This window comes from Jutongia sp., assembly GCF_057878315.1.
In genome coordinates this window covers 68053-93873 of record NZ_DBLXSO010000003.1, presented here as the reverse complement: position 1 = coordinate 93873, position 25821 = coordinate 68053, and the positions used below count along the sequence as shown (strand labels likewise).

Genomic DNA, 25821 nt, shown 5'->3' with positions numbered 1-25821 from the left:
ATCGTCTGATCGGTAGAATGCACGAGTGGCTCAGTGGTGGAGTATCGCCTTGCCAAGGCGAGGGTCGCGGGTTCGAATCCCGTCTCGTGCTTTTTTTGTACCCAAAAACGGAGAACGCGGTGTTTATAGAAGTTTTAGAAATATTTTGTTTTTCATTCATTGCATTTTGCCTGTTTGCTAGTATGATTAAAGAAGAAGTTGAATTGTGTGTCGGCGGATCATTCTTCGATTGCCGGACATAAGTGATTTGTTGATATGGAGGTGCCGTATGCGGGATTGGTTTCGCCGGTTTATGCAGGGACGTTATGGAGTAGACCACTTTTCACATTTTTTGGTAACATTAGCGTTTCTATTGATGTTTATTCAGTTATTTATCCGGCATGATATTTTTAAGCTGATTGTCAGTGTGCTTGTCGTGATTATTTTGATCTATTCGTATTACCGTACATTTTCAAGGAATCATTATCAGCGGTATCGGGAGAATGAGTGGTATTTAAGACATCACAATCGCGTAAAGTGTTTTTTCAGCCGCGAGCGGAACAATATGCAGCAGAGAAAGACACACCGTATCTTCCGTTGCCCGAACTGCGGACAAAGTATCCGTGTGCCGAAGGGGAAGGGCAAGATTGCCATCACCTGCCCGATGTGTAAGACGGAATTTATCAAGAAGAGCTAGAGGGAGATCGGATGTTTGGTTACGTCATTCCCAATCAGGGAGAATTGAAGGTCAGAGAGCTGGAGGAGTACCGGGCATGGTACTGCGGACTCTGCCAAAGACTGCAGAAGGATCATGGCATTCTTGGCAGGATATCACTCAATTATGATATGACATTTCTGGCACTTTTGTTATCTTCCCTGTATGAGCCGGACAAGACGGTCAGCGAGAGTAATTGTCTGGCGCATCCCTTGCACAGAAGACGCAAGTATGATACGGTTTATGTTGGATATGCGGCGGCGATGAACATCCTGCTGACCTATTATAAATGTGTTGATGACTGGAAGGATGACCGTAATCTGCTGCGGGGCGGATACGGACTTGGACTGAAGCATGCCGGCAGGAGAGTTTCAGCCGAGTACCCGGACAAGGCAGAGACAGTACGAAGCTGTCTTGAGGAGCTTTCCGAGGCAGAAGAGGCGGGTGAGACAAACCTTGACAGAGTGTCCGGGATCTTTGGCAGGATCTGCGGGGAGATCTTTACCGTGGAGCAGGATATCTGGAGAGAGGATTTGTATTATCTGGGCTTTTATCTTGGAAAGTTTATTTATCTTCTGGATGCCTGGGATGATCTGGAGGACGATGAAAAGGAAGGCAGCTATAATCCGCTGCTACTTAATTTACCGGATCAGAAAGTGCTTCGGAGTAAGCAGCAGACACAGAACGTCCGGGAGATATTGACGCAGATGATCTCACGGGTATGCTATCATTTTGAACGTCTTCCGCTGGTGGAGGATGTGGAGATCATGAGGAACATATTGTATTCCGGTGTATGGACGAAATTTGACCGGCATACAGACAGAACGAATCAGAAGAAATGGAGCGAGAAAGGATGACAGATCCGTATCAGGTCTTAGGGGTTTCCAGAGATGCCTCTGACAGCGAGATTAAAAAAGCATATCGTACACTGAGCCGGAAGTATCATCCGGATGCCAATATTAATAATCCGCATAAGGAAGAGGCGGAGGAGAAGTTCAAGGAGCTGCAGCAGGCGTATCAGCAGATCATTAATGAACGTGAGCACGGGGGCGCACAGAGCGGCGGTTCCAGGGGCTACAGCGGTTATGGCGGCTATGGTGGATTTCAGGGATTCGACGGAGGCTTTCGTGCAGAAGGGCAGAGTGAGGAATATGTGATGCATCTGAAGTCTGCCGCGATTTATATTCAGAATCATTATTACAATGATGCGATCAATGTGTTGAACCAGATGCAGGAGAGAACCGGTCAATGGTATTATCTGAGCGCGGTTGCCAATATGGGACTTGGTAATAATCTGATGGCATTAGAATACGCAAGGCAGGCAGTCATGCAGGAGCCATACAATCAGCAGTACCAGCAGCTTGTCCGCATGCTTGAGTCCGGAGGAACATGGTATCAGGGAATGCAGCGTGATTATCAGCCGTCCTTTGGCTGCAGCTCGGATCTGTGCCTGTATCTTTGCATTGGAGATATGTTTTGCAATCTATGCTTTGGCGGCGGTTATTATTGTTAAGAGAGGAGCGGGACAGGATGAGGGAGATGCGTTTTAAGATGGAGCGTCCGGGTCTTGTAAAGCCCGGAGATGCAGTGAATGTTACTGAGAAGAAAACGGCACTCAACTATAGTTATATCATTAATCCGGCGGTTGCCATGTCCGGATGCTACAAGCTTCCGCAACGTCTCAAGACACTGGACGGCGTGGTTAAGGATGTCGAGAAGACAGAGCGCGGATATTACGTCATTGTTGAGTTTGACGAGGATCCTGTAGAAGAATAAAGGAGAGAGAAAATGATAACATTGGAAAGAACATCAGTGATGAACATGGAAAATGCCATGCGAGGTGCCAGAAACCCGTTAAACAGCTGGGCGAGAGGTGACAGTCATATCAATGAGCAGGGAGAGTTTGTGTTTGGAGAGAATGATCTGCAGCTTGCCAAGCGTTTGTGCCAGGCGGGCAATGATCATCGCAAATTTATCCGTCAGATATTTATCACGGTGGATATCACAGCACCAATCTACTGGTGGAAGGAGTACGACACCTATAAGGTAGGCACTGTAGCCAATTCTACCAGCACCATGCATAAGATCCACAGCAAGCCGTTTGAACGCGAGGATTTTAGTATGGATCAAATGGTCCCGGAGGCAGAGGCACAGATGGATCAGATGATCGAATGTCTGGAGCAGATTCGTCAGAAATATATGGAAACGAAGGATAAGGCGCTCTGGTACAGTATGATCCAGCTTCTGCCGGAGAGTTATCATCAGATGAGAACCTGCACGATGTCCTATGAGAATGCGATCGCGATGTATCGTGCCCGCAGAGGACATAAGCTTCAGGAATGGCATACCTTCTGTAACTGGATATGCGATCTTCCGTATTTTCAGGAGTTATTTCCGGAAGTGGAGAAGGTCTGAGCTGCGGAATCAGGAGTTGTATGAAATGCTCTGAACAGATAATAGGAAACTGTGGGCTGCGATGAATGCCAGAGACAGTTGACGCTTTTACGAAATAGAAAGATGAGGTTAAGAATATGTTAGAAGTAGGAATCAAGGGACATCAGGAAATGGTTGTAACAGACCGGTATACGGCAAAGACAATGGGAAGCGGAGTGATGGATGTATTTGCAACACCTGCAATGCTCGCTTTAATGGAGAAGACTGCATTTATGAGCGTGGCAGACAAGCTGAATGAGGGCTGTGGCACAGTTGGCACGAAGGTGGAGATTGAGCATGTTGCTTCTTCGCCGATTGGAATGAAGATCACCTGCGACAGCAAGCTTGTTGCTATTGAGGGAAGAAAGCTTGTATTTTCCGTGGAAGCTTATGATGCAAAGGGATTGATCGGAAAGGGAACGCATGAGCGTTTTATCATTGAGAGCAAGAAGTTCCAGGAAAAGACTGACCGTAAGCTGGAGGGTTAATAGAATGACATAGAAATGAGTTTGTTAGTCCTATCTATCATAAAGGGTAGAACCGGCGTTTTGCCCTCTGGGAATTGCGAAGCAATTCTCCGAGGAATCGCACTATGTTAAGAATATTTTCCGATATATTAAAAAGCTATGAGCATTGAGACTCATAGCTTTTTAATATATCGGAAAGAAGCAGGAAAGCATCTTCCGGCGTCGTATTATAATAAGATAAAGAAACTTGATTTATCGTTTGTTGCTGTTTCTCCAGATATGAAGCTTATCTGCCTCTGCGATCAGCTGATCACGGAAATCAGGATGTGCAACGGAGATCAGAGCCTCTGCCTTCTGCCAGGTTGAAAGACCCTTCAGGTTGACAATGCCATACTCTGTAACGAAGTAGTGGATGTTTGCTCTGGTATCCGTAACGATAGAGCCGTTGCTTAAGGTTGGCTTGATACGTGATGTTACAGTGCCATCCTTTGTCTTAAAAGTAGAAGACATACAGATAAAGCTCTTGCCGCCGTTGGAAAGATAAGCGCCCAGAACGAAGTCGAGCTGTCCACCGGCACCGCTGATGTGCTTGATACCTGCTGACTCTGCATTAACCTGACCGAACAGATCAATATCAACGGCATTGTTGATGGACATGAAATTATCCAGAGAAGAGATCGAACGGATATCATTGGTGTACTCAACAGGAGCAGCCATGCATTCCGGATTGTTGTTCAGGTAATCATAAAGCTTCTTGGTTCCTGCAGCGAAGCCGTATACCTGACGCCCCTTATCGATATTCTTTCTCATACCGGTGATCTTACCTGCCTTGGCAATGTCAACAAATGCATCGACATACATCTCGGTATGTACACCAAGATCCTTCAGGTCAGACTCGGCGATCAGGGAACCTACTGCGTTTGGCATACCGCCGATACCAAGCTGGAGGCAGGCTCCGTCAGGAATCTGATCAACGATATATTTTGCGACAGCGTGGTCGATATCAGTAGCAGCTCCGCCGCCACCCAGCTCATAAAGCTCTGTGTTGGAGCCCTCTACGATGAGATCGACATCCTTGATGCTGACACAGTTATCAAAGCCGCCCAGGCAGACAGGCATGTTCTGGTTTACCTCGACGATAACCTTCTTGGCAGAACGGATGCATGCCATTGCATGAGAAGGACTTGGTCCAAGGTTGAAATAGCCGTGTTCGTCCATTGGAGCAACCTGAAGCATAGCAACATCAGGCGGTGTCTGTGATTCGCGGTAATATCTTGGAAGCTCGGAATAACGGATCGGAGCATAGAAGCTGAAGCCCTTGGCGATCGCCTTACGCTCGATACCTCCCATGTGCCATGAGTTCCATGCAAAATGAGCGGCAGGATCCTCGATTTTAAAAATCTCAGGCTCTTTCATTAAAATTCCACCCCGGATATTAACACCGGTCAATTCCGGCATACGCTTTGCCAGTGCCTTATCAAGATCGATAACGGTTGTTGCAGCCCAGCCGTAATCAACCCAGTCACCGGATTTGATCTCGCGGACGGCATCGTCTGCACTGACGAGTTTTTTCGAATACATTTCCTTGTAATCCATGATTTCCTCCATTCTGTGATGAAGCATCATCACATTTGATTTCTCGGTAGATCGTATAAGATCACCTGTGGGAAGAGCAGTCTTATGAGAAAACTTTTCATTTGCTCTGCACTTTCTACACATATAGGTATAGAATACCACTTTTTCATACGGCGCGCAAATGTTAAATACATGCAATCAGCAGGGGGCAAATCAGCAGGGACTGGCAGTTTGGAAAAGAGGTGGCAGGGCGGCAGCCCTATTTGTGCGGTTTGCACGGTAATATGGGAAAAAGGCTTGCCATTTTTGGAAGTTTGATATATCATTGAGAGTAGTTAGGTCACTAATGTGGTTAATAACGATAAAAATAGTACATACATTTTTCGTCATTTTTCACAACCTGCTATGCAGGAGTGGCTGTATAAGAAAATAGAAGGAGGATTTTTTATTATGGCAAAGAAAATTGTTTTAGCAGGCGCTTGTCGTACCGCTATCGGAAAGATGGGTGGAGGACTCAGCAAGACTCCGGCTCCTGTATTAGGTTCTGTAGTTATCAAGGAAGCTCTGAACAGAGCCGGTGTACCGGCTGATCAGGTAGATCATGTATACATGGGCTGCGTAATTCAGGCAGGTCTCGGACAGAACGTAGCACGTCAGGCATCTATCAAAGCGGGTCTCCCTGTTGAGACACCTGCTGTAACAGTTAACGTAGTATGTGGTTCCGGTCTGAATTGTGTCAACATGGCTGCTCAGATGATCGAAGCAGGCGATGCTGATATCGTTGTTGCAGGTGGTATGGAGAATATGTCTATGGCTCCTTACGCAATGATGCAGGGTCGTTACGGATACCGTATGAACAACGGTAAGCTCGTTGATACAATGGTAAACGATGCACTCTGGGATGCATTTAATCAGTATCATATGATGATCACAGCAGAGAACGTTGCTGATGAGTGGGGTCTTACCCGCGAAGAGCTCGATGAGTTCGCAGCAAACAGCCAGCAGAAGTGCGAGGCAGCTATCGCAGCAGGCAAGTTTGATGATGAGATCGTTCCTGTACAGACCGGTGTTGATCGCAAGACAAAAGAGCCGATCATTTTCTCTAAGGATGAGGGACCACGTCCAGGCACAACAGCAGAGGGTCTTTCCAAGCTGAAATGCTGCTCCGGTAAAGAGGGCGGTGTTGTTACAGCCGGTAACGCATCAGGTATCAATGATGGTGCAGCAGCTGTTGTAGTTATGACAGAAGAGAAAGCAAAAGAGCTTGGTGTTAAGCCTATGGCTACATTCGTAGCCGGAGCACTTGGCGGTGTTCGTCCTGAGATCATGGGTGTTGGTCCTGTTGCTTCTACAAAGAAAGTTCTTGCTAAGACAGGTTTTACAATTGATGACATTGATCTTATCGAGGCAAACGAGGCATTTGCAGCACAGTCTGTAGCAGTTGCAAGAGACTTAAACTTCGATATGTCTAAGGTAAACAAAAACGGTGGTGCTATCGCACTTGGACATCCTGTTGGAGCTTCCGGATGCCGTATCCTTGTTACACTTCTTCATGAGATGCAGAAAGAGGGAGCAAACAGAGGTCTTGCTACTCTTTGTATCGGTGGTGGAATGGGCTGCTCTACAATCGTTGAAGCTTACAAATAATTAAAAAGGAGATACACTACTATGGATTTCATTTTATATGAAGCAGATGGTGCTGTTGCAACCATCACGATCAATCGTCCAAAGGCACTCAATGCTTTAAACAGCCAGGTTCTTGATGAACTGGATCAGACACTGGATGCGATCGATCTGGATACTGTAAGATGCGTGATCCTGACAGGCGCAGGAGACAAGTCTTTTGTTGCAGGTGCTGATATCGGAGAGATGAGTACACTGACAAAGGCAGAGGGAGAGGCTTTCGGTAAGAAAGGAAACGATGTATTCCGCAAGCTTGAGACTCTTCCAATCCCTGTGATCGCTGCAGTAAATGGCTTCGCTCTTGGTGGCGGCTGCGAGATCTCTATGAGCTGTGATATCCGTATCTGCTCAGAGAATGCTATGTTTGGTCAGCCTGAGGCTGGTCTTGGTATCACACCTGGTTTCGGTGGTACACAGAGACTTGCCAGAACCGTAGGTGTTGGTATGGCTAAGCAGTTAATTTATACAGCACGCAACATCAAGGCTGACGAGGCATACAGAATCGGTCTTGTAAATGCTGTTTATCCACAGGAAGAGCTGATGGAGCAGGCAAAGAAGATGGCAGCTACCATCGCAAAGAACGCTCCGATTGCTGTCCGCAACTGCAAGAAGGCAATCAACGATGGTCTTCAGGTAGATATCGATCAGGCAATTGTGATCGAGGAGAAGCTTTTCGGTGACTGCTTCGAGACAGAGGATCAGAAGGCTGGAATGGGTAACTTCCTTGCACCAAAGGATCAGAAGGTAAAGGTTGTACCATTCAAGAATTGTTAGTTTAATCCGTAGGGATTATCATACAGTGGAGGAATGGACGTTATGTCCGTTTCTCCAAATATAAAAATGGAGGTTATAGACAATGAAAGTAGGCGTTATTGGAGCTGGTACTATGGGACAGGGCATTGCTAAGGCATTTGCTCAGAATGAAGGCTATGAGGTAGCACTCTGCGATATCAAGCAGGAGTGGGCTGAAGGCGGTAAAGAGAAGATCGCTAAGGGTTATGACAGACTTGTTCAGAAGGGCAAGCTGACACAGGATGCAGTAGATGCAATCCTTGGCAGAATCACACCGGGCTTAAAGGAAGATCTTTGCAAGGACTGTGATCTGATCGTTGAGGCAGCTTTTGAGGATATCAACGTTAAGAAGACAACATTCGCAGAGCTTGACAAGATTGCTAAGCCGGAGTGTATCTTCGCTTCTAATACATCAAGCCTTTCTATCACAGAAATCGGAAATGGTCTTACCCGTCCAATGGTAGGTATGCATTTCTTCAATCCTGCTGACCGTATGAAGCTTATCGAGGTTATCGCTGGTGTGAATACTCCTGCAGAGACTGTAGATGCGATCAAGAAGATTTCTGAGGAGATCGGAAAGACTCCTGTACAGGTAAATGAGGCTGCCGGCTTCGTAGTAAACCGTATCCTGATCCCTATGATCAACGAAGCTGCATTCATCAAGATGGAAGGTGTTTCTGATATCGCTGGTATCGATGCTGCTATGAAGCTTGGTGCAAATCATCCAATGGGACCTCTTGAGTTAGGTGATTTCATCGGTCTTGATATCTGCCTTGCTATCATGGATGTACTTTACAATGAGACAGGCGACAGCAAGTATCGTGCATGCCCACTTCTCCGTAAGATGGTTCGTGGTGGAAACCTCGGTGCTAAGAGCGGAAAAGGTTTCTATGTTTACAATGCTGACCGTACAAAGACTCCGGTTGATGCTCAGTAATTAAATAAGAATTAAATTTAGGAAAGGTGGTAAAGCAAATCATGGATTTTACATTAAGTAAACAGCATGAGATGGCGAGACAGCTTTTTAAGGATTTCGCTGAAAATGAAGTAAAGCCTCTGGCACAGGAAACTGATGAGACTGAGGTATTCCCACAGGTTACAGTTGATAAGATGGGAAAGAACGGATTCCTTGGAATTCCGGTACCAAAGGAGTTCGGCGGACAGGGCGCTGATATTCTGACATATATTATGTGTGTAGAGGAACTGTCTAAGGTTTGTGGTACAACAGGCGTTATTGTATCTGCACATACATCCCTTTGTGTGGATCCGATCCTCACATACGGAACAAAGGAGCAGAAAGAGAAATTCCTTCCTCCTCTTTGTAATGGTGAGAAGCTTGGTGCATTTGGTCTTACTGAGCCGGGTGCCGGTACAGATGCACAGGGTGCACAGACAAAGGCTGTTCTCGATGGAGACGAGTGGGTGCTGAACGGTTCCAAGTGTTTCATCACAAACGGTAAGGTCGCTGATGTTTACATCATCATCGCTGTTACTGATATTACAGAGGACAAGCGCGGCAGAAAGAAAAAGAACTTCTCCGCATTTATCGTAGAGAAAGGAACTCCGGGCTTCTCCTTCGGTACAAAGGAGAAGAAGATGGGTATCCGTGGATCATCTACATACGAGTTGATCTTCGAGGATTGCCGTATTCCAAAGGAGAACCTGTTAGGTGTCCGCGGTAAGGGATTCCCAATCGCTATGCATACTCTGGATGGTGGACGTATCGGTATCGCTTCACAGGCTCTTGGTCTTGCTGAGGGTGCTCTGGAGAAGACAATTGAGTACACCAAAGAGAGAAAGCAGTTTGGACGTGCTATTTCTGCTCAGCAGAATACACAGTTCCAGCTTGCAAATATGGCTACAAAGATTGAGGCTGCTAAGGCTCTTGTATACAAGGCAGCTCTTAAGAAACAGGAATTTGCAAATGGTGCAAAGGTTTCTTACTCTGTTGAGGCAGCTATGGCTAAGCTTTATGCTGCTGAGGTTGCAATGGAGGTTACTACCAAGTGTGTTCAGTTGTTTGGTGGTTATGGATATATCAGAGAGTACGATGTTGAGCGTATGATGCGTGATGCAAAGATCACAGAGATCTACGAGGGAACTTCAGAGGTTCAGCGTATGGTTATCTCTGGTGCTCTTCTCCGTTAATAGAAACAATGGATTCACTGAATAAAAATAAAAGACAAGGAGTGACAAAGCTGTGAAAATAGTAGTTTGTATTAAGCAGGTTCCAGATACAAAGGGCGGAGTTAAGTTCAATCCGGACGGTACTCTGGACAGAGGTGCTATGCTTGCCATCATGAACCCGGACGACAAAGCTGGTTTGGAAGCAGCACTCAGAATTAAAGACGATATGGGCAAAGACAATGTGGAAGTAACCGTTCTTACAATGGGTCTTCCAAAGGCAGAGGAAGTTCTCCGTGAAGCACTTGCTATGGGTGCTGACAAGGGTATCCTTGTAACAGATCGTGTGCTCGGTGGTGCTGATACATGGGCAACCTCTACAACAATTGCCGGTGCTTTGAGAAATATTGATTATGATTTGATCATCACAGGCCGTCAGGCTATCGATGGTGATACAGCTCAGGTTGGTCCTCAGATTTCTGAGCATCTGGATCTTCCTGTTATCTCTTACGCTAAGAACATCAAGATCGAGGGTGACAGCGTTGTAGTTGAGCGTCAGTTCGATGACAGATATCATGTACTGAAAGCCAAAATGCCATGTCTGATCACTGCTCTTTCTGAGTTAAACGAGCCTCGTTACATGACTCCGGGTGGAATCTTCGATGCATATGAGAAGGAGATTACAGTCTGGGGCAGAGCAGATCTTAAGGATGTAGATGATTCTAACCTTGGTCTGAAGGGTTCTCCTACAAAGATTGCAAAGGCATCCGATAAGGTTAAGAAGGGTGCTGGCGAGGTAGTTACTCCAGATTCTCCGGATGAGGCAGTAACATACATCATGAGTAAGTTAAAAGAGAAGCATGTAATCTAATCAAAATAAGGAAAAGTGGTGACAATAATGAATTTAGAAGAATATAAGGGTGTCTATGTCTTTGCACAGCAGGTAGACAATGAGCTGAGCAGCATCGCATTTGAGCTGCTTGGAAAAGCAAAGGAGCTCGCTGCTCCTCTGAACACAGATGTTACAGCCGTTCTGATCGGTTCTGATGTTAAGGGTCTCGTAGATCAGTTAGCAGAGTATGGTGCTGATAAGGTTATCGTTGTTGACGATCCTGAGCTGAAGGAATACAGAACAGAGCCATATGCACATGCATTAGCATCAGTAATCAATGAGTACAAGCCTGAGATCGTTCTGGTTGGTGCTACAGCAATCGGTCGTGACCTTGGACCTCGCGTATCTGCACGAGTAGCAACCGGTCTGACTGCAGACTGTACTGTACTTGAGATCGGTGATTTCCCTCTGAATGCAATTCCGGGACAGGAGCAGAAGCACAATCAGCTTCTTATGACTCGTCCTGCATTCGGTGGTAACACTATCGCTACAATCGCATGTCCGGATAACCGTCCTCAGATGGCTACCGTTCGTCCAGGTGTTATGCAGAAGATCGATCCGATTGCCGGAGCTAAGGCTGAGGTGATCGAGTACAATCCTGGATTTACTCCGGACAACAAGTATGTTGAGATCCTTGACGTTGTCAAAGAGCTTTCTGATACTGTAGATATTATGGATGCAAAGATCCTTGTATCCGGTGGTCGTGGTGTTGGAAGCGCAGAGAACTTCAAGCTTCTTCAGGATCTGGCAGATGTTATCGGTGGTACCGTGAGCTGCTCACGTGCCGTAGTTGATAACGGCTGGCTTCCAAAAGAGCTCCAGGTAGGTCAGACAGGTAAGACCGTTCGTCCTAACGTATACTTTGCAATCGGTATTTCCGGTGCAATTCAGCATACAGCAGGTATGGAAGAGTCTGACATCATCATCGCAATCAACAAAGATGATTCTGCTCCAATCTTCGATGTAGCAGACTACGGTATTGTTGGCGATCTGAACAAGATTGTTCCTAAGCTCACAGAGGAGCTGAAGAAGGTAGTGAAATAATTAACGTTGTAAAAAATCCTTCTTTCACATAGAATGTGAAATGAGTATCCCGTGGAGATTTTCTCTGCGGGATATTTTTTTGTGCTTTTTTTACAGGAAACGGGAAATCATTATGTAAAGTTTAGATAAAGTTAAACTCTTTTGACTTGTGCTTTAAGGCATATTTCGGTATAGTATAGTAGTATTTATGTATAGCATGATATAATTGTGCATACGAGACAGGCATGCCGGGAGAGCAGTGGTGCAGTCTGCCAATATAATGAGTGTCCGTTAAGGGTGCGGGATGGAGGAAACATGTTAGAGATATTAAAATCACTATTATTTGGAATTGTAGAGGGAATTACGGAATGGCTTCCGGTCAGCAGTACCGGTCATATGATCCTGTTTGATGAGTTTGTACAGCTTAATATGTCAGCGGCTTTTAAGGAAATGTATCTGGTTGTGATACAGCTTGGTGCGATTCTTGCTGTAGTATTATTATTCTGGGATCAGATATGGCCGTTTCAGAGTGGGGCAAAGTACGATGGAAGCAATAAGGTACTTCCGGGATGGATCAAGGAAAATATCTTTGTTATGTGGTTAAAGATCGTTGTAGCATGCGTTCCGGCAGTGATCATTGAGCTGGCGGCAGGTGACTATCTTGAGGCGTTGTTCTACAACTATAAGACAGTATCGATCATGCTGATCGTTGTCGGTATTCTTTTCATTATCGTGGAGGACTGGAATAAAAAGAGAACTGCAAAGATTACTTCCATCGCAGATATTACATATCAGACTGCGTTTCTGATCGGTGTATTTCAGTTGATCGCAGCCGTATTTCCGGGAACGTCCCGCTCGGGGGCAACGATCATAGGAGGACTGATTCTCGGACTTTCCAGACAGATTGCGGCAGAGTTTACATTTTATCTTGCAATCCCGGTTATGTTTGGTGCAAGTCTGATCAAGCTGTTAAAATTTGGATTTCACTTTACCGCTTTGGAGGCAGGTGTGCTTGCAGTCGGCATGATCGCTGCATTTCTTGTATCCGTTGTTGTGATACGGTTTCTGATGGGTTATATTAAGAAACATGACTTTAAAGTGTTTGGCTGGTATCGTATCGTACTCGGCGTTGTGGTACTGGCAAGCTTCGCATTTTTTCTGTAAGAATAATGCTGCAGTCGTTTTGCAAGTATGAAATCTTTGTGATTTTTGATGCGGAGGATTTGACAGATGATGGTCTGTGCATTAAGATAAGGATGGATCGTTGTATACTCGATTATATGACGGACTTATCGTAAAGATAGGAGGAATGTACATGGATTTTCGCAGAATTGATAAAAATACCGTACAGTGCATTTTATCCGAGGAAGAAATGAGTGCATACGGTTTTCGCATAGAAGATTTCTTTTCCAATCAGGAAAAGGCAAGGGAGTTTCTGGAACATCTGGTGGAGCGTGCCGAGGAAGAGATCGGTTATGAGGCGCACAGCGGGATGGTCTCCATGCAGATCATGAAGCTACCGGATAACGGCATCGTGATCACATTGTCTGAGAGAGATAACAGCGCAGACGGTTTTCAGAATATGTTGCAAAATATTCACCAACAACTCGCTTCGATCCTTGGTCCGGAGGCAGCAGATCAGCTGATGGAGCAAGAAGGGGAGGCAGCCATGGAGATGGCAGCGAATATCGAGAATGCAGAGGATACGGAGCAAGGAGCGAAGTATACAGATGCAGACGATACATATGCCGGGGAGCGTGGACAGAGAAAGACGAATACGAAGCTGCTTACGGCACCGCGGGTACTCCGGTTTGAGTCTCTGCGTCCGTTGGAGAAGCTTGCGGGAGCACTTAACATGTCAAAGCCGGTGAGCAGTTCCGTGTATTTTGATCCGGATAATGATCATTATTATCTTGTCGTCAAAAAGGGAAGAATGAATCTGCAGGAGTATATGGTTCTGTGCAATGCATTGAGGGATTATGTGAGTCCGGAGGAGTATTCTGTGCAGTTGTATGCAGAGCAGTTTTGTAAGGAACATTTTGAGATATTTATTCCGAAGAATGCTCTGGGCATTTTGAAAAATATAGAGACAGGAATGGATTAACATGAAGTATGATTTTGATCTTGAGGAACGTCGGTTTTCCAAGCAGTTTATATTAAAGCTTCTGATCACGCTTGTTGAGGCTGTGATCGTTGTTTTTCTGGCGTTTACGATTACCAGATACGGGCTTGAGAAGATGACTGTATCCGGAGAATATATGAGTCCAACCTTGAAGTCGGGGGACTGTGTACTGATCAATAAGCTGTCCTATCGTTTTCATAAGATTCACCGCAATGATGTGATCGTTGTGAGACAAACCGGTTCGGAACACAGTTATTTTTCATTGGAGCGTGTGATCGGTCTGCCCGGAGAGCGGGTACAGATCAAGGAAGGACAAGTCTATATTAATGACAAAAAGCTCAAAGAAAAGCTTTCGTATCCTTTGATGGATAACGGAGGGTTGGCTGAGGACATCGTCACGTTGGACAAGAATGAGTATTTTGTGCTGGGAGATAACCGGAATGAGTGTGAGGACAGCCGGAATGCCGCTGTCGGCAATATTTCCCGCAAGTCCATTGTTGGAAAGGCATGGATCCGTATGAATTCGTTTACGTTTGTGGGGATGATCAATAACTTCCGGAAGGAAGATACAAGCAGTGATTTACAGTGATCAGGGTGTCATGGGCGGGCTGTGATATTTTGATCTTATTATATGATGCAATCTGAGGCATTATATTTTATAATATTATAGTAATCTGCCTGATTGCGTGGCAGATGTCAGAAAGGTGCAGGTAAAAAGTATGGAATTTCAGTGGTATCCGGGACATATGTCGAAGGCAAAGCGTGCCATGCAGGAGGATCTCAAGCTGATCAATGTGATCATCGAGCTGGTGGACGCCAGAGTACCACTTAGCAGTAAGAATCCGGATATTGATCCCATGGCCAATGGCAAATCCAGGATTATCCTGCTGAACAAATGCGATCTGGCAGATGCGGCAGTGACGGCACAGTGGAAGAAATATTACGAGAAAAAGGGCTTCTTTGTGGCTTTGGTTAATTCCAAGCAGGGAAAGGGCGTAAAGCAGGTCAACGAAGTGATCCAGAGTGCGTGTAAGGAGAAGATTGAGAGAGACCGGCGCAGAGGCATTTTAAACCGTCCGATCCGGGCGATGATCGTTGGTATTCCGAATGTCGGAAAGTCGACCTTCATCAACAGCTTTGCCGGAAAGGCGTGCACGAAGACCGGTAATAAACCTGGCGTGACCAAGGGAAAGCAGTGGATTCGCCTGAATAAGAACGTGGAGCTTTTAGACACACCGGGTATTTTATGGCCGAAGTTTGAGGATCAGACGGTGGGACTTCGATTAGCATTTATCGGTTCTATTAAGGACGAGCTGTCCAATCAGTATGAGCTGTGCCTTCTGTTAATGAAGTATCTGCAGGAGCATTATCCGGAGGCGGTTCCGAAGGCATATCAGATTGAGGCAGATGATAGTGAGGTTGTTCTTTTGGAACGTGTTGCAAAGCGTAGAGGATGTCTGAAGGCAGGCGGTGAGTATGACTTGGATAAGGCAGCAAATTATGTGATAGATGATTTTCGCAATGGTCGTCTTGGTGCGATCAGTCTGGAACAGCCGGAGCAGTAAATTGCTTTTGTAGGGGGAACAGTTATGTACGACGAGAAATTAGTCGAAGACAGTCTTGCATTTGCAGAGGAGATCAGGGCAAGATTAGAGGGAAAAAAGGCAGCGTCGCAGATGCAGGCGCAGCAGAGTATAAAGCCGCAGACAACACAGCGTCAGACAGCACCAACACCGTCAGTGACGGCATCACAGATACAGGCACAGCAGAGTGCGAAAGCACCGGTGACAGCTGCACCGAAAAAGCAGGTGACACCGCAGGCAGATGTTGCTGCAATGGTACAGCCCCGGAAGAGCATAAAGCCGCAGACAGCACCGCAGATGACGATGACAGCACGGATAGCACCGACATCAGGACAGGTACAGTCGAGTGCAAATGCACGGGCAGTACCGAAGTCTGCAACGGTACAGGCACAGAAGAGCCCAGCCTCAACACAGACATCCGTAGCAAAGCAGCCACAGGTACAGCGGAGCAAACAGCCGCAGGCGGCATCAACACCGCAGGCAGCATCGGCATCAGCACCGGCAGTTGCAACACCGCAGGCAGCATCAGCACCGGCAGCTGCAACACCGCAGACGGCATCGGCATCGGCACCGGCAGCTGCAACACCGCAGGCAGCACCGGCAGCTGCAACACCACAGGCGGCATCAGCATCAGCACCGGTATTACAGCAGCAGGCAGTAAAACAGTCGACAGTAACGGCAGCACAGATGCAGCCGCAGCAGAGTGCAAAGCCCAAGATGGTATCTGTACAGTCTGCACCGGCACAGGAAGCAGCGCAGCAGCGTATATTACCGGAGGGACAGATCAACCGCCAGAGCATTCCTGATACAGCCCCGGAGAAGATGGATGCGTCCGGAGCAGCGGCAGCAGATATCCGGCTGCAGTCGGAGACCGGAAACGCCGAGGTTCCGAAAGTGGAAGCCCCACCGAAGAAAGAGCATCTGATTTCTGTCAGCACATCGACGTCAAGACCGATCCGCCCAAAGACATCTGCACTTGATACAATCTCGGAAGAGACAAAGTCCATGGATGCACCGGAGGAACAGGATCATACCGTAGAGATTACGATCAAGCTTGATGTGGCAGGCATCAAAAAGAAATTCTCCGATTTTAAGAAAAAGCTTGCCCCAGAGGAGAGAACTCTGGAGGAAGTAAATGCAGCAATGGAGGAGAACCGTCATCTGCAGGCAGAAAAACAGCAGGAGAAAGCAGAATCTGCCGCCGAAAAGGGAGCAAAGCTTGCTCAGAAAACTGCCGTAGCGGCAAGCAGTATGGGCAAAAAGCTTTCCGGCATGCTTCACAAAAAGCCGGAAGAAGCAGCCACGATGGAGATGGATGGAGTCGCCAATGCAGAAACGGAAGCACAGGCAATGGATGGCGAGATCGTACAGCTTGAGGGTGAAGCGGTAGAGGAGAACCGTTTTGCAGAGAAACTCAACGATCTGAAGGAGGTTATTCCTCAGAAGGCCGGAAAGGTAACTGATTGGGTGACAACAGTTGTTATTATTGCATTCTGTATCGGAATCGCATATTTCCTGGCATCCTTTGTAACAACCTATGTGGCACATCAGACAACCGTAGAGGGTGAGTCGATGGAACCGACGCTGACGGATGGTGACAGTGTGATCATTCAGAGACTGTCCTATTATTTTGTGGATCCAAAGAGATATGATGTAGTGGTATTTCCGGTAAGCTATGATGATGGAACCGCTAAGAAGACATATTATATTAAGAGAGTGATCGGTCTCCCGGGAGAGACGGTACAGATCATTGACGGCAGTGTTTACATCAATAATGAGAAGCTGGATGATGATGTCTACGGCGCAGCTGCGATCAATGAGGCGGGCATTGCAGAGAATCCACTGGTTCTCGGTGAGAATCAGTATTTTGTGATGGGTGATAACCGCAATATGAGTACAGACAGCCGTAATTCATATGTCGGTCTGGTCAACAAAAACGACATTATTGGGGAGGCATGGCTTTGCACATGGCCGCTGAACCATTTTGGCGGAGTTAAAAAATAAATCCATTAACGCCTCTGTGAAAGCAGGGGCGTTAAATAAAACGCAAAATAAACAGAAAAGAAAAAAGAGGCGAGACTGTGAAACAGAGCATAGAGGAAACAGAAAAGAAGCGAGACTGTGAAACAGAGCATAGAGGAAACAGAAAAGAAGCGAGACTGTGAAACAGGGCATTGAGCAAACAGAAAAGAAACGGGAATTTCAAACCGAACAAAGAGCAAAAAGCGCGATTGCTAAATAGAATGTAGAATAAAATCGAGAGGAGAATACGCAAGATCATGAAATCAATCCGGGATATTAAAGAAGAATTTCAGAATGCGGCAGATCTGGCAGAAAAGGAACGGATCGCACAGTCATACAGTGAGGATAACAGAAAGGGAGTTCAGGATCTGATCGTAAGAGTGAAAAAAGAGAAGGAGAAGCTTGCGGCGGAAATTACACGTCTTCAAGAAATGAAGTTTTTTGAGCGTAAGTATGCGGATTGTTCGGCAATCTGTGGAATCGATGAGGCGGGAAGAGGACCGCTTGCCGGACCGGTTGTTGCAGGTGCCGTGATCCTTCCCAAGGATTGTCAGATCCTGTATCTGAATGATTCCAAACAGGTGAGTGCATCAAGAAGAGATGAGCTTTTCGATGAGATTCAGGAAATGGCGGTTGCAAGTGCGGTTGGAATTGTAAGTCCGCAGAGAATTGATGAGATCAATATTCTTCAGGCAACTTATGAGGCGATGCGTCAGGCAATTGATGGACTTGGCATAACACCGGATATGTTGCTTGTGGATGCCGTGACGATACCAAATGTTTCAATCCGGCAGACAGGAATCATTAAAGGGGACGCCAAAAGCGTATCGATCGCAGCGGCAAGTATTCTAGCCAAGGTGACAAGGGACCGTATGATGGAGGAATATGATAAGCTGTATCCGGAATACGGATTTGCAAAGCATAAGGGCTATGGCTCCAAACAGCATACGGATGCAATCCACGAATATGGTCCTTGTCCGATCCACAGACGGACATTTATTCATAAGTTTATATAGAGTTGACGGTCTGCTCTGCATTAAAATTTGTATAGACAGGTTTCGACGGAAGGAAGATTTTATTTTGAGCTACAGGGATTGTGGTCGTGACAGGAAGTTTACAGACGTGGAATGAAAGGAGAGGCTATATGGAACAGGACGGATTTCAGTATTTTCACAGTCCGAACCGGGAGAAAAAAACGGCGGTTGCTCTGGAATATGAGCCGACGGATCAGGCACCGAAAGTCATCGCATCCGGACAGGGTTATATTGCAGAAAAGATCATTGATACGGCGAAGCAGTCTGACATTCCGGTACATAAGGATGAGAAGCTTGCGGGAAGTTTAAAGAATATCGAGATCGGGGAATATATTCCACCGGAGCTTTATCAGGTGGTGGCGGACGTGCTTGTCTTTGTGGATGCTATGGATCATATCAAGGATAAGGTGATGGATCACCGGAAGAAACGATAAAATTAAGCGTAATTTAAACAGAATGCTTTGACAAATGCAGGTGGTCGTCTAAAGAGAATGTGAGGAAGAAAGCACCGGCGTGAAAAGGAGAACAATGTATAATCGACGGGAAATTGGGAGTCATTATGAGGATATTGCGGCAGAATATCTGGAAAAGCAGGGCTATGTGATCCTGCAGAGAAATTACCGTGCCGGGCGTCATGGCGAGCTGGATATCATTGCCGAGGATCCGGCAGGACTGCTTGTGATCTGTGAATGCCGTTACCGCAGGAAAACCGGGTATGGTGATCCGCTGGAATCGGTGAATATGGCAAAGCAGAGGCAGATATGCCGCACAACGCTTTATTATTACAAAGAGCATGGTTACGGAATGGATCATGCCTGCCGATTTGACGTGATTGCCGTCAGCGGAGACGGGTCGCTTTCACATATCAAAAACGCATTTGAATTTATATGATGCCGCGGTAGAAAGTATAAAGGAATTTATACAGCAAAACGGGTTAAATGGAGATTGATGGAATGGAACAGAAACTGATACGGAAAAGACAGGACGAATTTGAGGTGGAGGGAAAGGAATATGCCGCATATTATGACAATGAGGAGACGATTCTTGAAGAGAGATCGAAAGTTCCTTATCTTCATTTTGGCTCCTTCGACCGGCAGGAATGGCTGCAGCTTTCCTTTTCGACAAGACTCGGGGGCGTCAGCAACGGATATCTTTCCTCGTTGAATCTGGGCTGGGACCGCGGCGAGGGACGGGAAAATGTCTGTGAGAATTACCGCCGTTACTGCGAGAGCATCGGAGCGGATCCCCAAAAGCTTGTACTGTCGGATCAGGTGCATGAGACAACGGTAAAGTATGTGGATCAGGATTTTTGTGCCGGAGCGAATATCGAGAAGAAGCTAAAGGCGGTGGACGGAATGTTTACAGACATTCCGGAATTGCTGCTTGCAACCTCCTATGCGGATTGTGTGCCGTTATTTTTCTGTGATCCCAAGAAAAAGATCATTGCATCCTCGCATTCCGGCTGGAAAGGAACGGTTGCAGGGATCGGTGAGGTGACAGTACACAAAATGCAGGAGATGGGCTGTACACTTTCAGATATCGAGGTGCTGATCGGACCATCAATCTGTCAGAGCTGTTATGAAGTAAGCGGCGATGTGGCAGAGCAGTTTCTGGAGAAGTACCCACAGGAAGAAGCTTCTCAGATTGTGACGGAAGGAAGGGTGACCGATGAGGGAGAACAGAAGTATCAGCTTGATCTTTGGGGAGCAAACTGGTTCTTACTGAAAAAAGCAGGCATTCTGCCGGAGCATATTCATCTGTCCGGTGTCTGTACCTGCTGTAATTCAACGTTATTATATTCTCATCGTGCGAGTCACGGGAAGCGGGGCAATTTAAATGGTTTTATCCGTATCAGAGAATGGATCAGATAGAACCCTGTTCCTTTAAGCGTGTTTCCACAAGCTCCTGAATGCGGCTTGTGGCATCCAGAATGTTATTTACGGAAGTATCATGATTTAAGGTGTCAATGATCAGTGAGATGTATGCACTCATGTCGACATTCACATAATACTGCTTATGAAGAAGTTCATTTGGTACATGAACCAGGTTCGTTGTATAAATGTTATCGAAAAGCCCCTTCTCATAAGCGGCATCGATTTCATCCAGTCCATTGGAGAAAAGACCGAAGGTTGCGCAGATGATAACCTTGGAAGCGCCGCGCTTCTTAAGCTCTGCGGCAGCATCCATGATCGTCTGACCGGATGCGATCATGTCATCTAAAAGGATGATGTTCTTACCGGCAAGATCATTACCGAGAAATTCCACGGAAACGATCGGATGATCTCCGTTGACTGTGATCGAATAATCCTTTCTGCGGTAGAAGGTTCCCATATTGACACCGAGCAGGCTGGCGTAATAAACAGCACGTCCCATGCCGCCCTCATCCGGACTTACGATCATCAGATGCTTATCGTCTACCGGCATATCCGGATTACGATCAAAGATCTCACGGATGAACTGATAGGAGGTATAGAAATTATCAAAGCCGTGGATCGGAATCGCATTCTGAACACGGCTGTCGTGTGCGTCAAAGGTAATGATCGTCTCAACACCCATCTCTGTCAGCTCCTGAAGTGCCTGTGCACAGTCCAAAGACTCATTTGCCATACGGACATTCTGACGTCCCTCATACAGATACGGCATGATAACTGTGATCCGTCGTGGAGAACCGCCACATGCCATGATAACTCTCTTCAGATCCATAAAATGATCGTCCGGAGACATCTGTGAGATGCTTCCATGCATTTTGAAAAGCTCACTGTAATTGACGGTGTCTGCAATAATGAACAGGTCGGTTCCTCGGATCGACTGATTGATCACGGCACGTCCCTCGCCGGTACCAAATCGTGGACAGTCATAGGAAACCAGATAATCGTCGCGGTCATATTCCTGCATCTTAAAGGAAGAATTGCGGATGCCCGCTTCTGAAAGTGCTTTGTGGCGTCTCTCGATAATAAGCTGGTTGACCTTCTCGCCAAGCTCCTTACAGTTGTTTAATGCAATAATTCGAAGTGGGGCTACCAATAAAGAGTCATGATAATTTATATTTGACATAATCGTTCTCCAATCTGAAATTTTCAATCCTATTCAAAAATATATCGCTTTTGGACGTATCCGTCAATGGTTTCCTTTTGCAATTGGGTGTGAATTTTTCTCAAAGGGCTTTTCATTTTTAATGGTTTATGTTATAAATTAATATGGCTATGTGTGTTTACTCTGTATTTGATCCGTTATTCATTTATTTAAGATTTTGGAGGTATTATTTTGAGAAAGATAAGTAAAACAGCACTTTCCGTGCTTTTATGTGTAACAATGGTACTCACATCCGGCTGCAGTATTGGCAGCAAGAGTAAGAAGGAGACAGAGAAGAAGGCTTCCGAGTATGTCACTCTGGGCGAATATAAGCAGATTTCCATGAAGAAGTCTGATGTTGATGAACAGGTACAGAAGCAGATTGATTCGACGTTAGATTCTTATGCGGAGTATAAAAAGAAAAAGTCCGGCAAGGTTAAAGATGGCGATACCGTCAATATTTATTATGTTGGTAAGATGAACGGAAAGAAGTTTGACGGCGGTACCTGTACCAAGAAGGAGAATCCGGACGGATATAACCTTACGATTGGCTCCGGTACCTTTATTCCGGGATTTGAGGACGGCTTGATTGGTGCCGGCGTCGGTGAGAAGCTTGATGTTAAGGTGACATTTCCGAAGAGCTATCCGAATAATCCGGACATGGCAGGGAAAAAAGCCGTATTTACAGTAACGATCAATTATATCCAGGGCAAGAAGATACTTCCGAAGCTTACGGATGCGTTTGTCAAAAAGAACCTGACTTCGTATAAGTCATTAAAGGATTATAAGGATACACTGCGTCAGCATTCTCTGGAGGATCTGGCATGGGACAGCGTTTACAGTGCTTCCAAGGTGAATGAGTATCCGAAGGCAAGAGTTAATGAGATGTATAAGCAGCTCAACACCTCGATTGTATATTATCTGCAGCAGAACAACTACACGATCTCCGATTATCTGTCTGCACAGAATACGACATCGTCGGATTTTAAAAAGGAGCTGACAAAGACGGCGAAGGAAGATGTCGGTAAGCAGCTTGTTTACGGAGCCATTGCAGAGAAAGAAAATATCGAGATTTCCGATAAGGATTATAAGACAGAGCTTGGCAGCTATCTGTCAACCTATAACTGCAAGGATGAGGATGCATTGAATGAGCAGTTTCAGAATTTCTACGGCACGGATGCCAAGCAGCTCATCATGGATGATCTGTTATACAAGAAGGTGAAGACCTATCTGGCAGATAATGTTGTAGAGAAATAATCAGGTAAGGAGGAGCATGTAAAATGGCGAAACCAATTGTGGCGATCGTAGGACGTCCGAACGTCGGTAAATCCACATTATTTAATATGATGGTCGGGGAACGTCTTTCTATCGTTAAAGATACACCGGGTGTGACAAGAGACAGAATTTATGCAGATGTGACATGGCTGAATCACAGCTTCACACTGATGGATACCGGCGGAATCGAGCCGGAGACTAACGATCTGATGCTTAAGCACATGCGTGAGCAGGCCGAGATGGCGATCGAGATGGCAGATGTTGTGCTGTTTCTGACCGATGGCAAGACCGGTCTGGTCGATGCGGATTATCAGGTGGCAGATATGCTGCGCAAGTCCCGCAAGAAGGTGGTTCTTGTAGTAAATAAGATCGACAATTATGAGAAGCAGATGATGGATGTATACGAGTTTTACAATCTGGGTATCGGTGATCCGTTCCCGATTTCTTCCATCGGTAAGATCGGCGTTGGTGAGATGTTAGACGAGATCGTGCACCTGTTTCCGGAGAATCTGGAGGAGGAAGAGGATGAGCGGCCGAGAGTGGCAATCGTTGGTAAGCCAAACGTTGGTAAGTCCTCGATCATCAATAAGCTTCTGGGCGAGAACCGCGTGATCGTATCGGACATTGCGGGAACAACCAGAGATGCGGTTGATACTGCTGTGACCTGGGAAGGCAGGGAGTATGTCTTTATCGATACGGCAGGACTTCGTCGTAAGAACAAGATCAAGGAAGAGATCGAGCGTTATTCGATCCTTCGTACAGTGTCTGCCGTAGAGCGTGCCGATGTGGTCATGCTTGTGATCGATGCAACAGAAGGAATTACGGAGCAGGATGCCAAGATCGCAGGAATCGCTCATGACCGTGGACGGGGTATGATCATCGTTGTCAACAAATGGGATGCGATCGAGAAGGACAACAACTCTGTCAAAAAGTACACCAATGAGATTCGAAAGGTCTTGTCTTTCCTGCCGTACGCAGAGATCGTATTTGTTTCTGCCAAGACAGGTCAGAGACTGCCAAAGCTCTTTGACACGCTCGAGGTTGTGATCCAGAATCATTCCCTTCGGATTGCGACAGGTGTTCTGAACGACATTCTGGCAGAGGCAGTCGCTATGCAGCAGCCGCCATCAGACAAGGGACGCCGGCTTAAGATTTACTATATGACACAGGTCAGCGTAAAGCCGCCGACATTTGTTATTTTTGTCAACAGTAAGAAGCTGATGCATTTTTCATACACCAGATATCTGGAAAATAAAATACGTGAGGCGTTTGGATTCTCCGGAACGCCATTGAAATTCTTTGTCAGAGAAAGGAAGGAAAACTGATCATGACAGCATATATTATCTGTTTGATCGTGGGATACTTCTGCGGATGTATTTCCATGGGTTACTTTGTAGGAAGATTTTATCATATGGATATCCGTACAAAAGGCAGCGGCAATGCCGGTACAACCAATGTGCTGCGTAACCTTGGTAAGATTCCGGCGCTCATCACGTTTGCCGGCGATCTTGTCAAGGCGATCATACCGATCCTTGTGATACGTCTTGTATTTACGCCGGAGCAGTGGTATCTCTGGTGTCTGTATTGTGGGCTTGGTGTTGTTCTGGGTCATAACTATCCGTTTTATCTTGGATTTAAGGGCGGAAAGGGCATTGCCGTGACGGCAGCGGTTGTCATGTCGGCATGTCATCCGCTGATGATTCCGATCGGACTGGCGATCTTTATCGTGATGGTTGCGCTGACACGGTATGTATCTGTGGGATCTTTGTTTGTGGCATGGTATATTCCGGCTAATACATTGATCTTATACAGGGACAACCCTTATTTTGTACATATGATGATCTTAAGCCTGATCTTCACGGCTCTGGCGTACTTCCAGCACCGTAAGAACATTGTACGGCTGATCCATGGCAATGAAAATCCGCTCTGGGGCAATAAGAAGGAAGCATAGGGGTTAAGAAAGGAATGCAGGACTATGAGTAAAGTAAGTTTTCTGGGGGCCGGAAGCTGGGGGACAGCTCTGGCGATTATGTTAGCAAAGAATGGACATGATGTGACATTATGGTCAGCGGTAGAGGCAGAAATCGATATGCTGGCAGAGCACAGGGAGCATAAAGACAGACTTCCCGGTGTGAAGCTTCCGGATTCGATTGCGCTTACAAAGGATTTAAAAGAGGCATGCACCGGATATGACCTGCTTGTCTTTGCGGTAGCGTCACCGTTTGTGCGACAGACGGCAAAGAACGCATCGCCGTATATCCGCGAGGGACAGCGGATTGTCAACGTGGCAAAGGGCATTGAGAATGATACTCTCTGCACGCTGCGCGATGTCATTCTGTCCGAGATTCCGCAGGCAGATATCTCTGTGCTGTCCGGACCAAGCCACGCAGAGGAGGTAGCGATCGGTGTGCCGACAACGGTTGTGGCAGGTTCCGTGAAGCGTGAATCCGCAGAAATAATCCAGGAAATATTTATGAATGAGAGATTTCGTGTATACACAAGCTCAGATATTATCGGTATTGAGCTTGGCGGCTCGATCAAGAATGTGATCGCACTGGCAGCCGGAGTGATCGATGGCATGGGCTTTGGCGATAATACGCGTGCCGCGCTGATCACAAGAGGAATTACCGAGATCAGCCGTCTCGGCGTGAAGATGGGCGGTCGCATGGAGACCTTTATGGGGCTTTCCGGGATCGGTGATCTCATTGTGACCTGCACCAGCGAGCACAGTCGGAATCATACGGCGGGCTATCTGATCGGAAAGGGTTATACAACCGACGCTGCGATGAAGGAAGTTAATCAGGTGGTTGAGGGAGTGCATTCTGCCCGGGCGGCAATGGCTCTGGCACAGCAGTATCAGGTCAGCATGCCGATCGTGGAGCAGATCAATAAGGTTTTATTTGAGGATATGCCGGTTCTGGATGCGGTACATGGTCTGTTGGTCCGTGATAAATGTAACGAATATCCCGGACTTGACTGGGACGAATAAACAGCTTTTCCATTCATATATTTAGTATGGGGCTGGAGGCA

General features: G+C 46.4%; 27 protein-coding genes and 1 tRNA gene. 26 read left to right on the top strand and 2 right to left on the bottom strand.

Annotated features, from left to right (window positions below):
• The first annotated feature begins 19 nt into the window (after positions 1 to 19).
• The 7 genes from ACZLMD_RS01410 to ACZLMD_RS01380 all read left to right on the top strand — a co-directional run bounded on the left by ACZLMD_RS01410 (position 20) and on the right by ACZLMD_RS01380 (position 3615).
• A tRNA-Gly gene (locus ACZLMD_RS01410) sits at positions 20 to 91 on the top strand.
• Between the two features lie 177 nt (positions 92 to 268).
• Positions 269 to 676 (top strand): hypothetical protein, encoded by a 408-nt coding sequence (locus ACZLMD_RS01405; RefSeq protein ID WP_489494998.1) that lies wholly within the window; start codon positions 269 to 271, stop codon positions 674 to 676.
• An 11-nt stretch (positions 677 to 687) separates the two neighbouring features.
• Positions 688 to 1551 carry a DUF5685 family protein gene (locus ACZLMD_RS01400; RefSeq protein WP_489494997.1) on the top strand — a complete coding sequence of 288 codons (864 nt, stop codon included), beginning with the start codon at positions 688 to 690 and terminating at the stop codon, positions 1549 to 1551.
• Positions 1548 to 2207 (top strand): J domain-containing protein, encoded by a 660-nt coding sequence (locus ACZLMD_RS01395; RefSeq protein WP_022306397.1) that lies wholly within the window; start codon positions 1548 to 1550, stop codon positions 2205 to 2207. Before ACZLMD_RS01400 ends, ACZLMD_RS01395 begins: the two co-directional genes overlap by 4 nt.
• 17 nt (positions 2208 to 2224) lie before the next feature.
• Positions 2225 to 2470, top strand: coding sequence for a hypothetical protein (locus ACZLMD_RS01390; RefSeq protein ID WP_022306396.1), 246 nt, complete (start codon positions 2225 to 2227; stop codon positions 2468 to 2470).
• Between the two features lie 12 nt (positions 2471 to 2482).
• Complete coding sequence (locus ACZLMD_RS01385; RefSeq protein ID WP_484107045.1) at positions 2483 to 3109, top strand: hypothetical protein; 627 nt, start codon at positions 2483 to 2485, stop codon at positions 3107 to 3109.
• 116 nt (positions 3110 to 3225) lie between these two features.
• Positions 3226 to 3615, top strand: coding sequence for a thioesterase family protein (locus ACZLMD_RS01380; protein ID WP_455058146.1), 390 nt, complete (start codon positions 3226 to 3228; stop codon positions 3613 to 3615).
• 231 nt (positions 3616 to 3846) lie between these two features.
• Here ACZLMD_RS01380 and ACZLMD_RS01375 read toward each other — a convergent pair whose 3' ends face one another.
• Positions 3847 to 5190 (bottom strand): butyryl-CoA:acetate CoA-transferase, encoded by a 1344-nt coding sequence (locus tag ACZLMD_RS01375; RefSeq protein WP_482522004.1) that lies wholly within the window; start codon positions 5188 to 5190, stop codon positions 3847 to 3849.
• 429 nt (positions 5191 to 5619) lie between these two features.
• Here ACZLMD_RS01375 and ACZLMD_RS01370 point away from each other — a divergent pair, with 429 nt between their 5' ends.
• From ACZLMD_RS01370 to pgeF, 15 genes are all read left to right on the top strand, one after another.
• Positions 5620 to 6816, top strand: coding sequence for an acetyl-CoA C-acetyltransferase (locus ACZLMD_RS01370; protein ID WP_118561597.1), 1197 nt, complete (start codon positions 5620 to 5622; stop codon positions 6814 to 6816).
• 21 nt (positions 6817 to 6837) lie between these two features.
• Positions 6838 to 7626 carry an enoyl-CoA hydratase-related protein gene (locus ACZLMD_RS01365; RefSeq protein WP_489494994.1) on the top strand — a complete coding sequence of 263 codons (789 nt, stop codon included), beginning with the start codon at positions 6838 to 6840 and terminating at the stop codon, positions 7624 to 7626.
• Between the two features lie 82 nt (positions 7627 to 7708).
• Complete coding sequence (locus ACZLMD_RS01360) at positions 7709 to 8581, top strand: 3-hydroxyacyl-CoA dehydrogenase family protein (RefSeq protein WP_022306390.1); 873 nt, start codon at positions 7709 to 7711, stop codon at positions 8579 to 8581.
• Between the two features lie 41 nt (positions 8582 to 8622).
• Positions 8623 to 9792 carry an acyl-CoA dehydrogenase gene (locus ACZLMD_RS01355; protein ID WP_022306389.1) on the top strand — a complete coding sequence of 390 codons (1170 nt, stop codon included), beginning with the start codon at positions 8623 to 8625 and terminating at the stop codon, positions 9790 to 9792.
• Between the two features lie 52 nt (positions 9793 to 9844).
• A complete protein-coding gene (locus ACZLMD_RS01350) occupies positions 9845 to 10639 on the top strand; it encodes an electron transfer flavoprotein subunit beta/FixA family protein (RefSeq protein ID WP_022306388.1) in 795 nt (264 codons plus the stop codon).
• Positions 10640 to 10666: 27 nt separating this feature from the next.
• A complete protein-coding gene (locus ACZLMD_RS01345; RefSeq protein ID WP_022306387.1) occupies positions 10667 to 11704 on the top strand; it encodes an electron transfer flavoprotein subunit alpha/FixB family protein in 1038 nt (345 codons plus the stop codon).
• Positions 11705 to 11998: 294 nt separating this feature from the next.
• A complete protein-coding gene (locus ACZLMD_RS01340; RefSeq protein ID WP_118561593.1) occupies positions 11999 to 12847 on the top strand; it encodes an undecaprenyl-diphosphate phosphatase in 849 nt (282 codons plus the stop codon).
• Positions 12848 to 12998: 151 nt separating this feature from the next.
• A complete protein-coding gene (locus ACZLMD_RS01335; protein ID WP_482523720.1) occupies positions 12999 to 13787 on the top strand; it encodes an adaptor protein MecA in 789 nt (262 codons plus the stop codon).
• A gap of 1 nt (position 13788) precedes the next feature.
• Positions 13789 to 14394: a signal peptidase I gene (gene lepB / locus ACZLMD_RS01330; RefSeq protein ID WP_484104485.1), complete on the top strand. Its 606-nt coding sequence runs from the start codon at positions 13789 to 13791 to the stop codon at positions 14392 to 14394.
• A 130-nt stretch (positions 14395 to 14524) separates the two neighbouring features.
• Complete coding sequence (gene ylqF / locus ACZLMD_RS01325) at positions 14525 to 15370, top strand: ribosome biogenesis GTPase YlqF (RefSeq protein WP_022305072.1); 846 nt, start codon at positions 14525 to 14527, stop codon at positions 15368 to 15370.
• 24 nt (positions 15371 to 15394) lie between these two features.
• Complete coding sequence (gene lepB / locus ACZLMD_RS01320) at positions 15395 to 17392, top strand: signal peptidase I (protein WP_489494990.1); 1998 nt, start codon at positions 15395 to 15397, stop codon at positions 17390 to 17392.
• 272 nt (positions 17393 to 17664) lie between these two features.
• A complete protein-coding gene (rnhB, locus tag ACZLMD_RS01315; RefSeq protein ID WP_489495000.1) occupies positions 17665 to 18426 on the top strand; it encodes a ribonuclease HII in 762 nt (253 codons plus the stop codon).
• A 128-nt stretch (positions 18427 to 18554) separates the two neighbouring features.
• Positions 18555 to 18878, top strand: coding sequence for an EscU/YscU/HrcU family type III secretion system export apparatus switch protein (locus ACZLMD_RS01310; RefSeq protein ID WP_489494988.1), 324 nt, complete (start codon positions 18555 to 18557; stop codon positions 18876 to 18878).
• 94 nt (positions 18879 to 18972) lie between these two features.
• Entirely contained in the window at positions 18973 to 19335 is a 363-nt protein-coding gene (locus ACZLMD_RS01305; protein WP_022306868.1) for a YraN family protein, read from the top strand.
• A gap of 62 nt (positions 19336 to 19397) precedes the next feature.
• Positions 19398 to 20315 (top strand): peptidoglycan editing factor PgeF, encoded by a 918-nt coding sequence (pgeF, locus tag ACZLMD_RS01300; RefSeq protein ID WP_489494986.1) that lies wholly within the window; start codon positions 19398 to 19400, stop codon positions 20313 to 20315.
• On the opposite strand, the gene ACZLMD_RS01295 is transcribed toward pgeF, so the two are convergent.
• Entirely contained in the window at positions 20308 to 21498 is a 1191-nt protein-coding gene (locus tag ACZLMD_RS01295; protein WP_118559465.1) for a ribose-phosphate pyrophosphokinase, read from the bottom strand. The two genes, pgeF and ACZLMD_RS01295, sit on opposite strands and share 8 nt — an antisense overlap.
• A gap of 210 nt (positions 21499 to 21708) precedes the next feature.
• On the opposite strand from ACZLMD_RS01295, the gene ACZLMD_RS01290 reads away from it, so the two are divergent.
• Genes ACZLMD_RS01290 through ACZLMD_RS01275 form a run of 4 tightly spaced genes read left to right on the top strand, consistent with a single transcriptional unit; the run spans position 21709 to position 25780 of the window.
• Complete coding sequence (locus tag ACZLMD_RS01290) at positions 21709 to 22773, top strand: FKBP-type peptidyl-prolyl cis-trans isomerase (protein WP_489494984.1); 1065 nt, start codon at positions 21709 to 21711, stop codon at positions 22771 to 22773.
• A gap of 23 nt (positions 22774 to 22796) precedes the next feature.
• A complete protein-coding gene (der, locus tag ACZLMD_RS01285; RefSeq protein ID WP_118559467.1) occupies positions 22797 to 24116 on the top strand; it encodes a ribosome biogenesis GTPase Der in 1320 nt (439 codons plus the stop codon).
• Positions 24117 to 24118: 2 nt separating this feature from the next.
• Positions 24119 to 24742, top strand: coding sequence for a glycerol-3-phosphate 1-O-acyltransferase PlsY (gene plsY / locus ACZLMD_RS01280; RefSeq protein ID WP_022306863.1), 624 nt, complete (start codon positions 24119 to 24121; stop codon positions 24740 to 24742).
• Between the two features lie 24 nt (positions 24743 to 24766).
• Entirely contained in the window at positions 24767 to 25780 is a 1014-nt protein-coding gene (locus ACZLMD_RS01275; protein WP_022306862.1) for an NAD(P)H-dependent glycerol-3-phosphate dehydrogenase, read from the top strand.
• Positions 25781 to 25821: the final 41 nt, after the last annotated feature.

Coding starts and splice junctions, on each gene's coding strand:
- ACZLMD_RS01405 (WP_489494998.1), top strand. CDS start 269: ATGCGGGATTGGTTTCGCCGGTTTATGCAGGGACGTTATGGAGTAGAC.
- ACZLMD_RS01400 (WP_489494997.1), top strand. CDS start 688: ATGTTTGGTTACGTCATTCCCAATCAGGGAGAATTGAAGGTCAGAGAG.
- ACZLMD_RS01395 (WP_022306397.1), top strand. CDS start 1,548: ATGACAGATCCGTATCAGGTCTTAGGGGTTTCCAGAGATGCCTCTGAC.
- ACZLMD_RS01390 (WP_022306396.1), top strand. CDS start 2,225: ATGAGGGAGATGCGTTTTAAGATGGAGCGTCCGGGTCTTGTAAAGCCC.
- ACZLMD_RS01385 (WP_484107045.1), top strand. CDS start 2,483: ATGATAACATTGGAAAGAACATCAGTGATGAACATGGAAAATGCCATG.
- ACZLMD_RS01380 (WP_455058146.1), top strand. CDS start 3,226: ATGTTAGAAGTAGGAATCAAGGGACATCAGGAAATGGTTGTAACAGAC.
- ACZLMD_RS01375 (WP_482522004.1), bottom strand. CDS start 5,190: ATGGATTACAAGGAAATGTATTCGAAAAAACTCGTCAGTGCAGACGAT.
- ACZLMD_RS01370 (WP_118561597.1), top strand. CDS start 5,620: ATGGCAAAGAAAATTGTTTTAGCAGGCGCTTGTCGTACCGCTATCGGA.
- ACZLMD_RS01365 (WP_489494994.1), top strand. CDS start 6,838: ATGGATTTCATTTTATATGAAGCAGATGGTGCTGTTGCAACCATCACG.
- ACZLMD_RS01360 (WP_022306390.1), top strand. CDS start 7,709: ATGAAAGTAGGCGTTATTGGAGCTGGTACTATGGGACAGGGCATTGCT.
- ACZLMD_RS01355 (WP_022306389.1), top strand. CDS start 8,623: ATGGATTTTACATTAAGTAAACAGCATGAGATGGCGAGACAGCTTTTT.
- ACZLMD_RS01345 (WP_022306387.1), top strand. CDS start 10,667: ATGAATTTAGAAGAATATAAGGGTGTCTATGTCTTTGCACAGCAGGTA.
- ACZLMD_RS01340 (WP_118561593.1), top strand. CDS start 11,999: ATGTTAGAGATATTAAAATCACTATTATTTGGAATTGTAGAGGGAATT.
- ACZLMD_RS01335 (WP_482523720.1), top strand. CDS start 12,999: ATGGATTTTCGCAGAATTGATAAAAATACCGTACAGTGCATTTTATCC.
- lepB (WP_484104485.1), top strand. CDS start 13,789: ATGAAGTATGATTTTGATCTTGAGGAACGTCGGTTTTCCAAGCAGTTT.
- ylqF (WP_022305072.1), top strand. CDS start 14,525: ATGGAATTTCAGTGGTATCCGGGACATATGTCGAAGGCAAAGCGTGCC.
- lepB (WP_489494990.1), top strand. CDS start 15,395: ATGTACGACGAGAAATTAGTCGAAGACAGTCTTGCATTTGCAGAGGAG.
- ACZLMD_RS01310 (WP_489494988.1), top strand. CDS start 18,555: ATGGAACAGGACGGATTTCAGTATTTTCACAGTCCGAACCGGGAGAAA.
- ACZLMD_RS01305 (WP_022306868.1), top strand. CDS start 18,973: ATGTATAATCGACGGGAAATTGGGAGTCATTATGAGGATATTGCGGCA.
- pgeF (WP_489494986.1), top strand. CDS start 19,398: ATGGAACAGAAACTGATACGGAAAAGACAGGACGAATTTGAGGTGGAG.
- ACZLMD_RS01295 (WP_118559465.1), bottom strand. CDS start 21,498: ATGTCAAATATAAATTATCATGACTCTTTATTGGTAGCCCCACTTCGA.
- der (WP_118559467.1), top strand. CDS start 22,797: ATGGCGAAACCAATTGTGGCGATCGTAGGACGTCCGAACGTCGGTAAA.
- plsY (WP_022306863.1), top strand. CDS start 24,119: ATGACAGCATATATTATCTGTTTGATCGTGGGATACTTCTGCGGATGT.
- ACZLMD_RS01275 (WP_022306862.1), top strand. CDS start 24,767: ATGAGTAAAGTAAGTTTTCTGGGGGCCGGAAGCTGGGGGACAGCTCTG.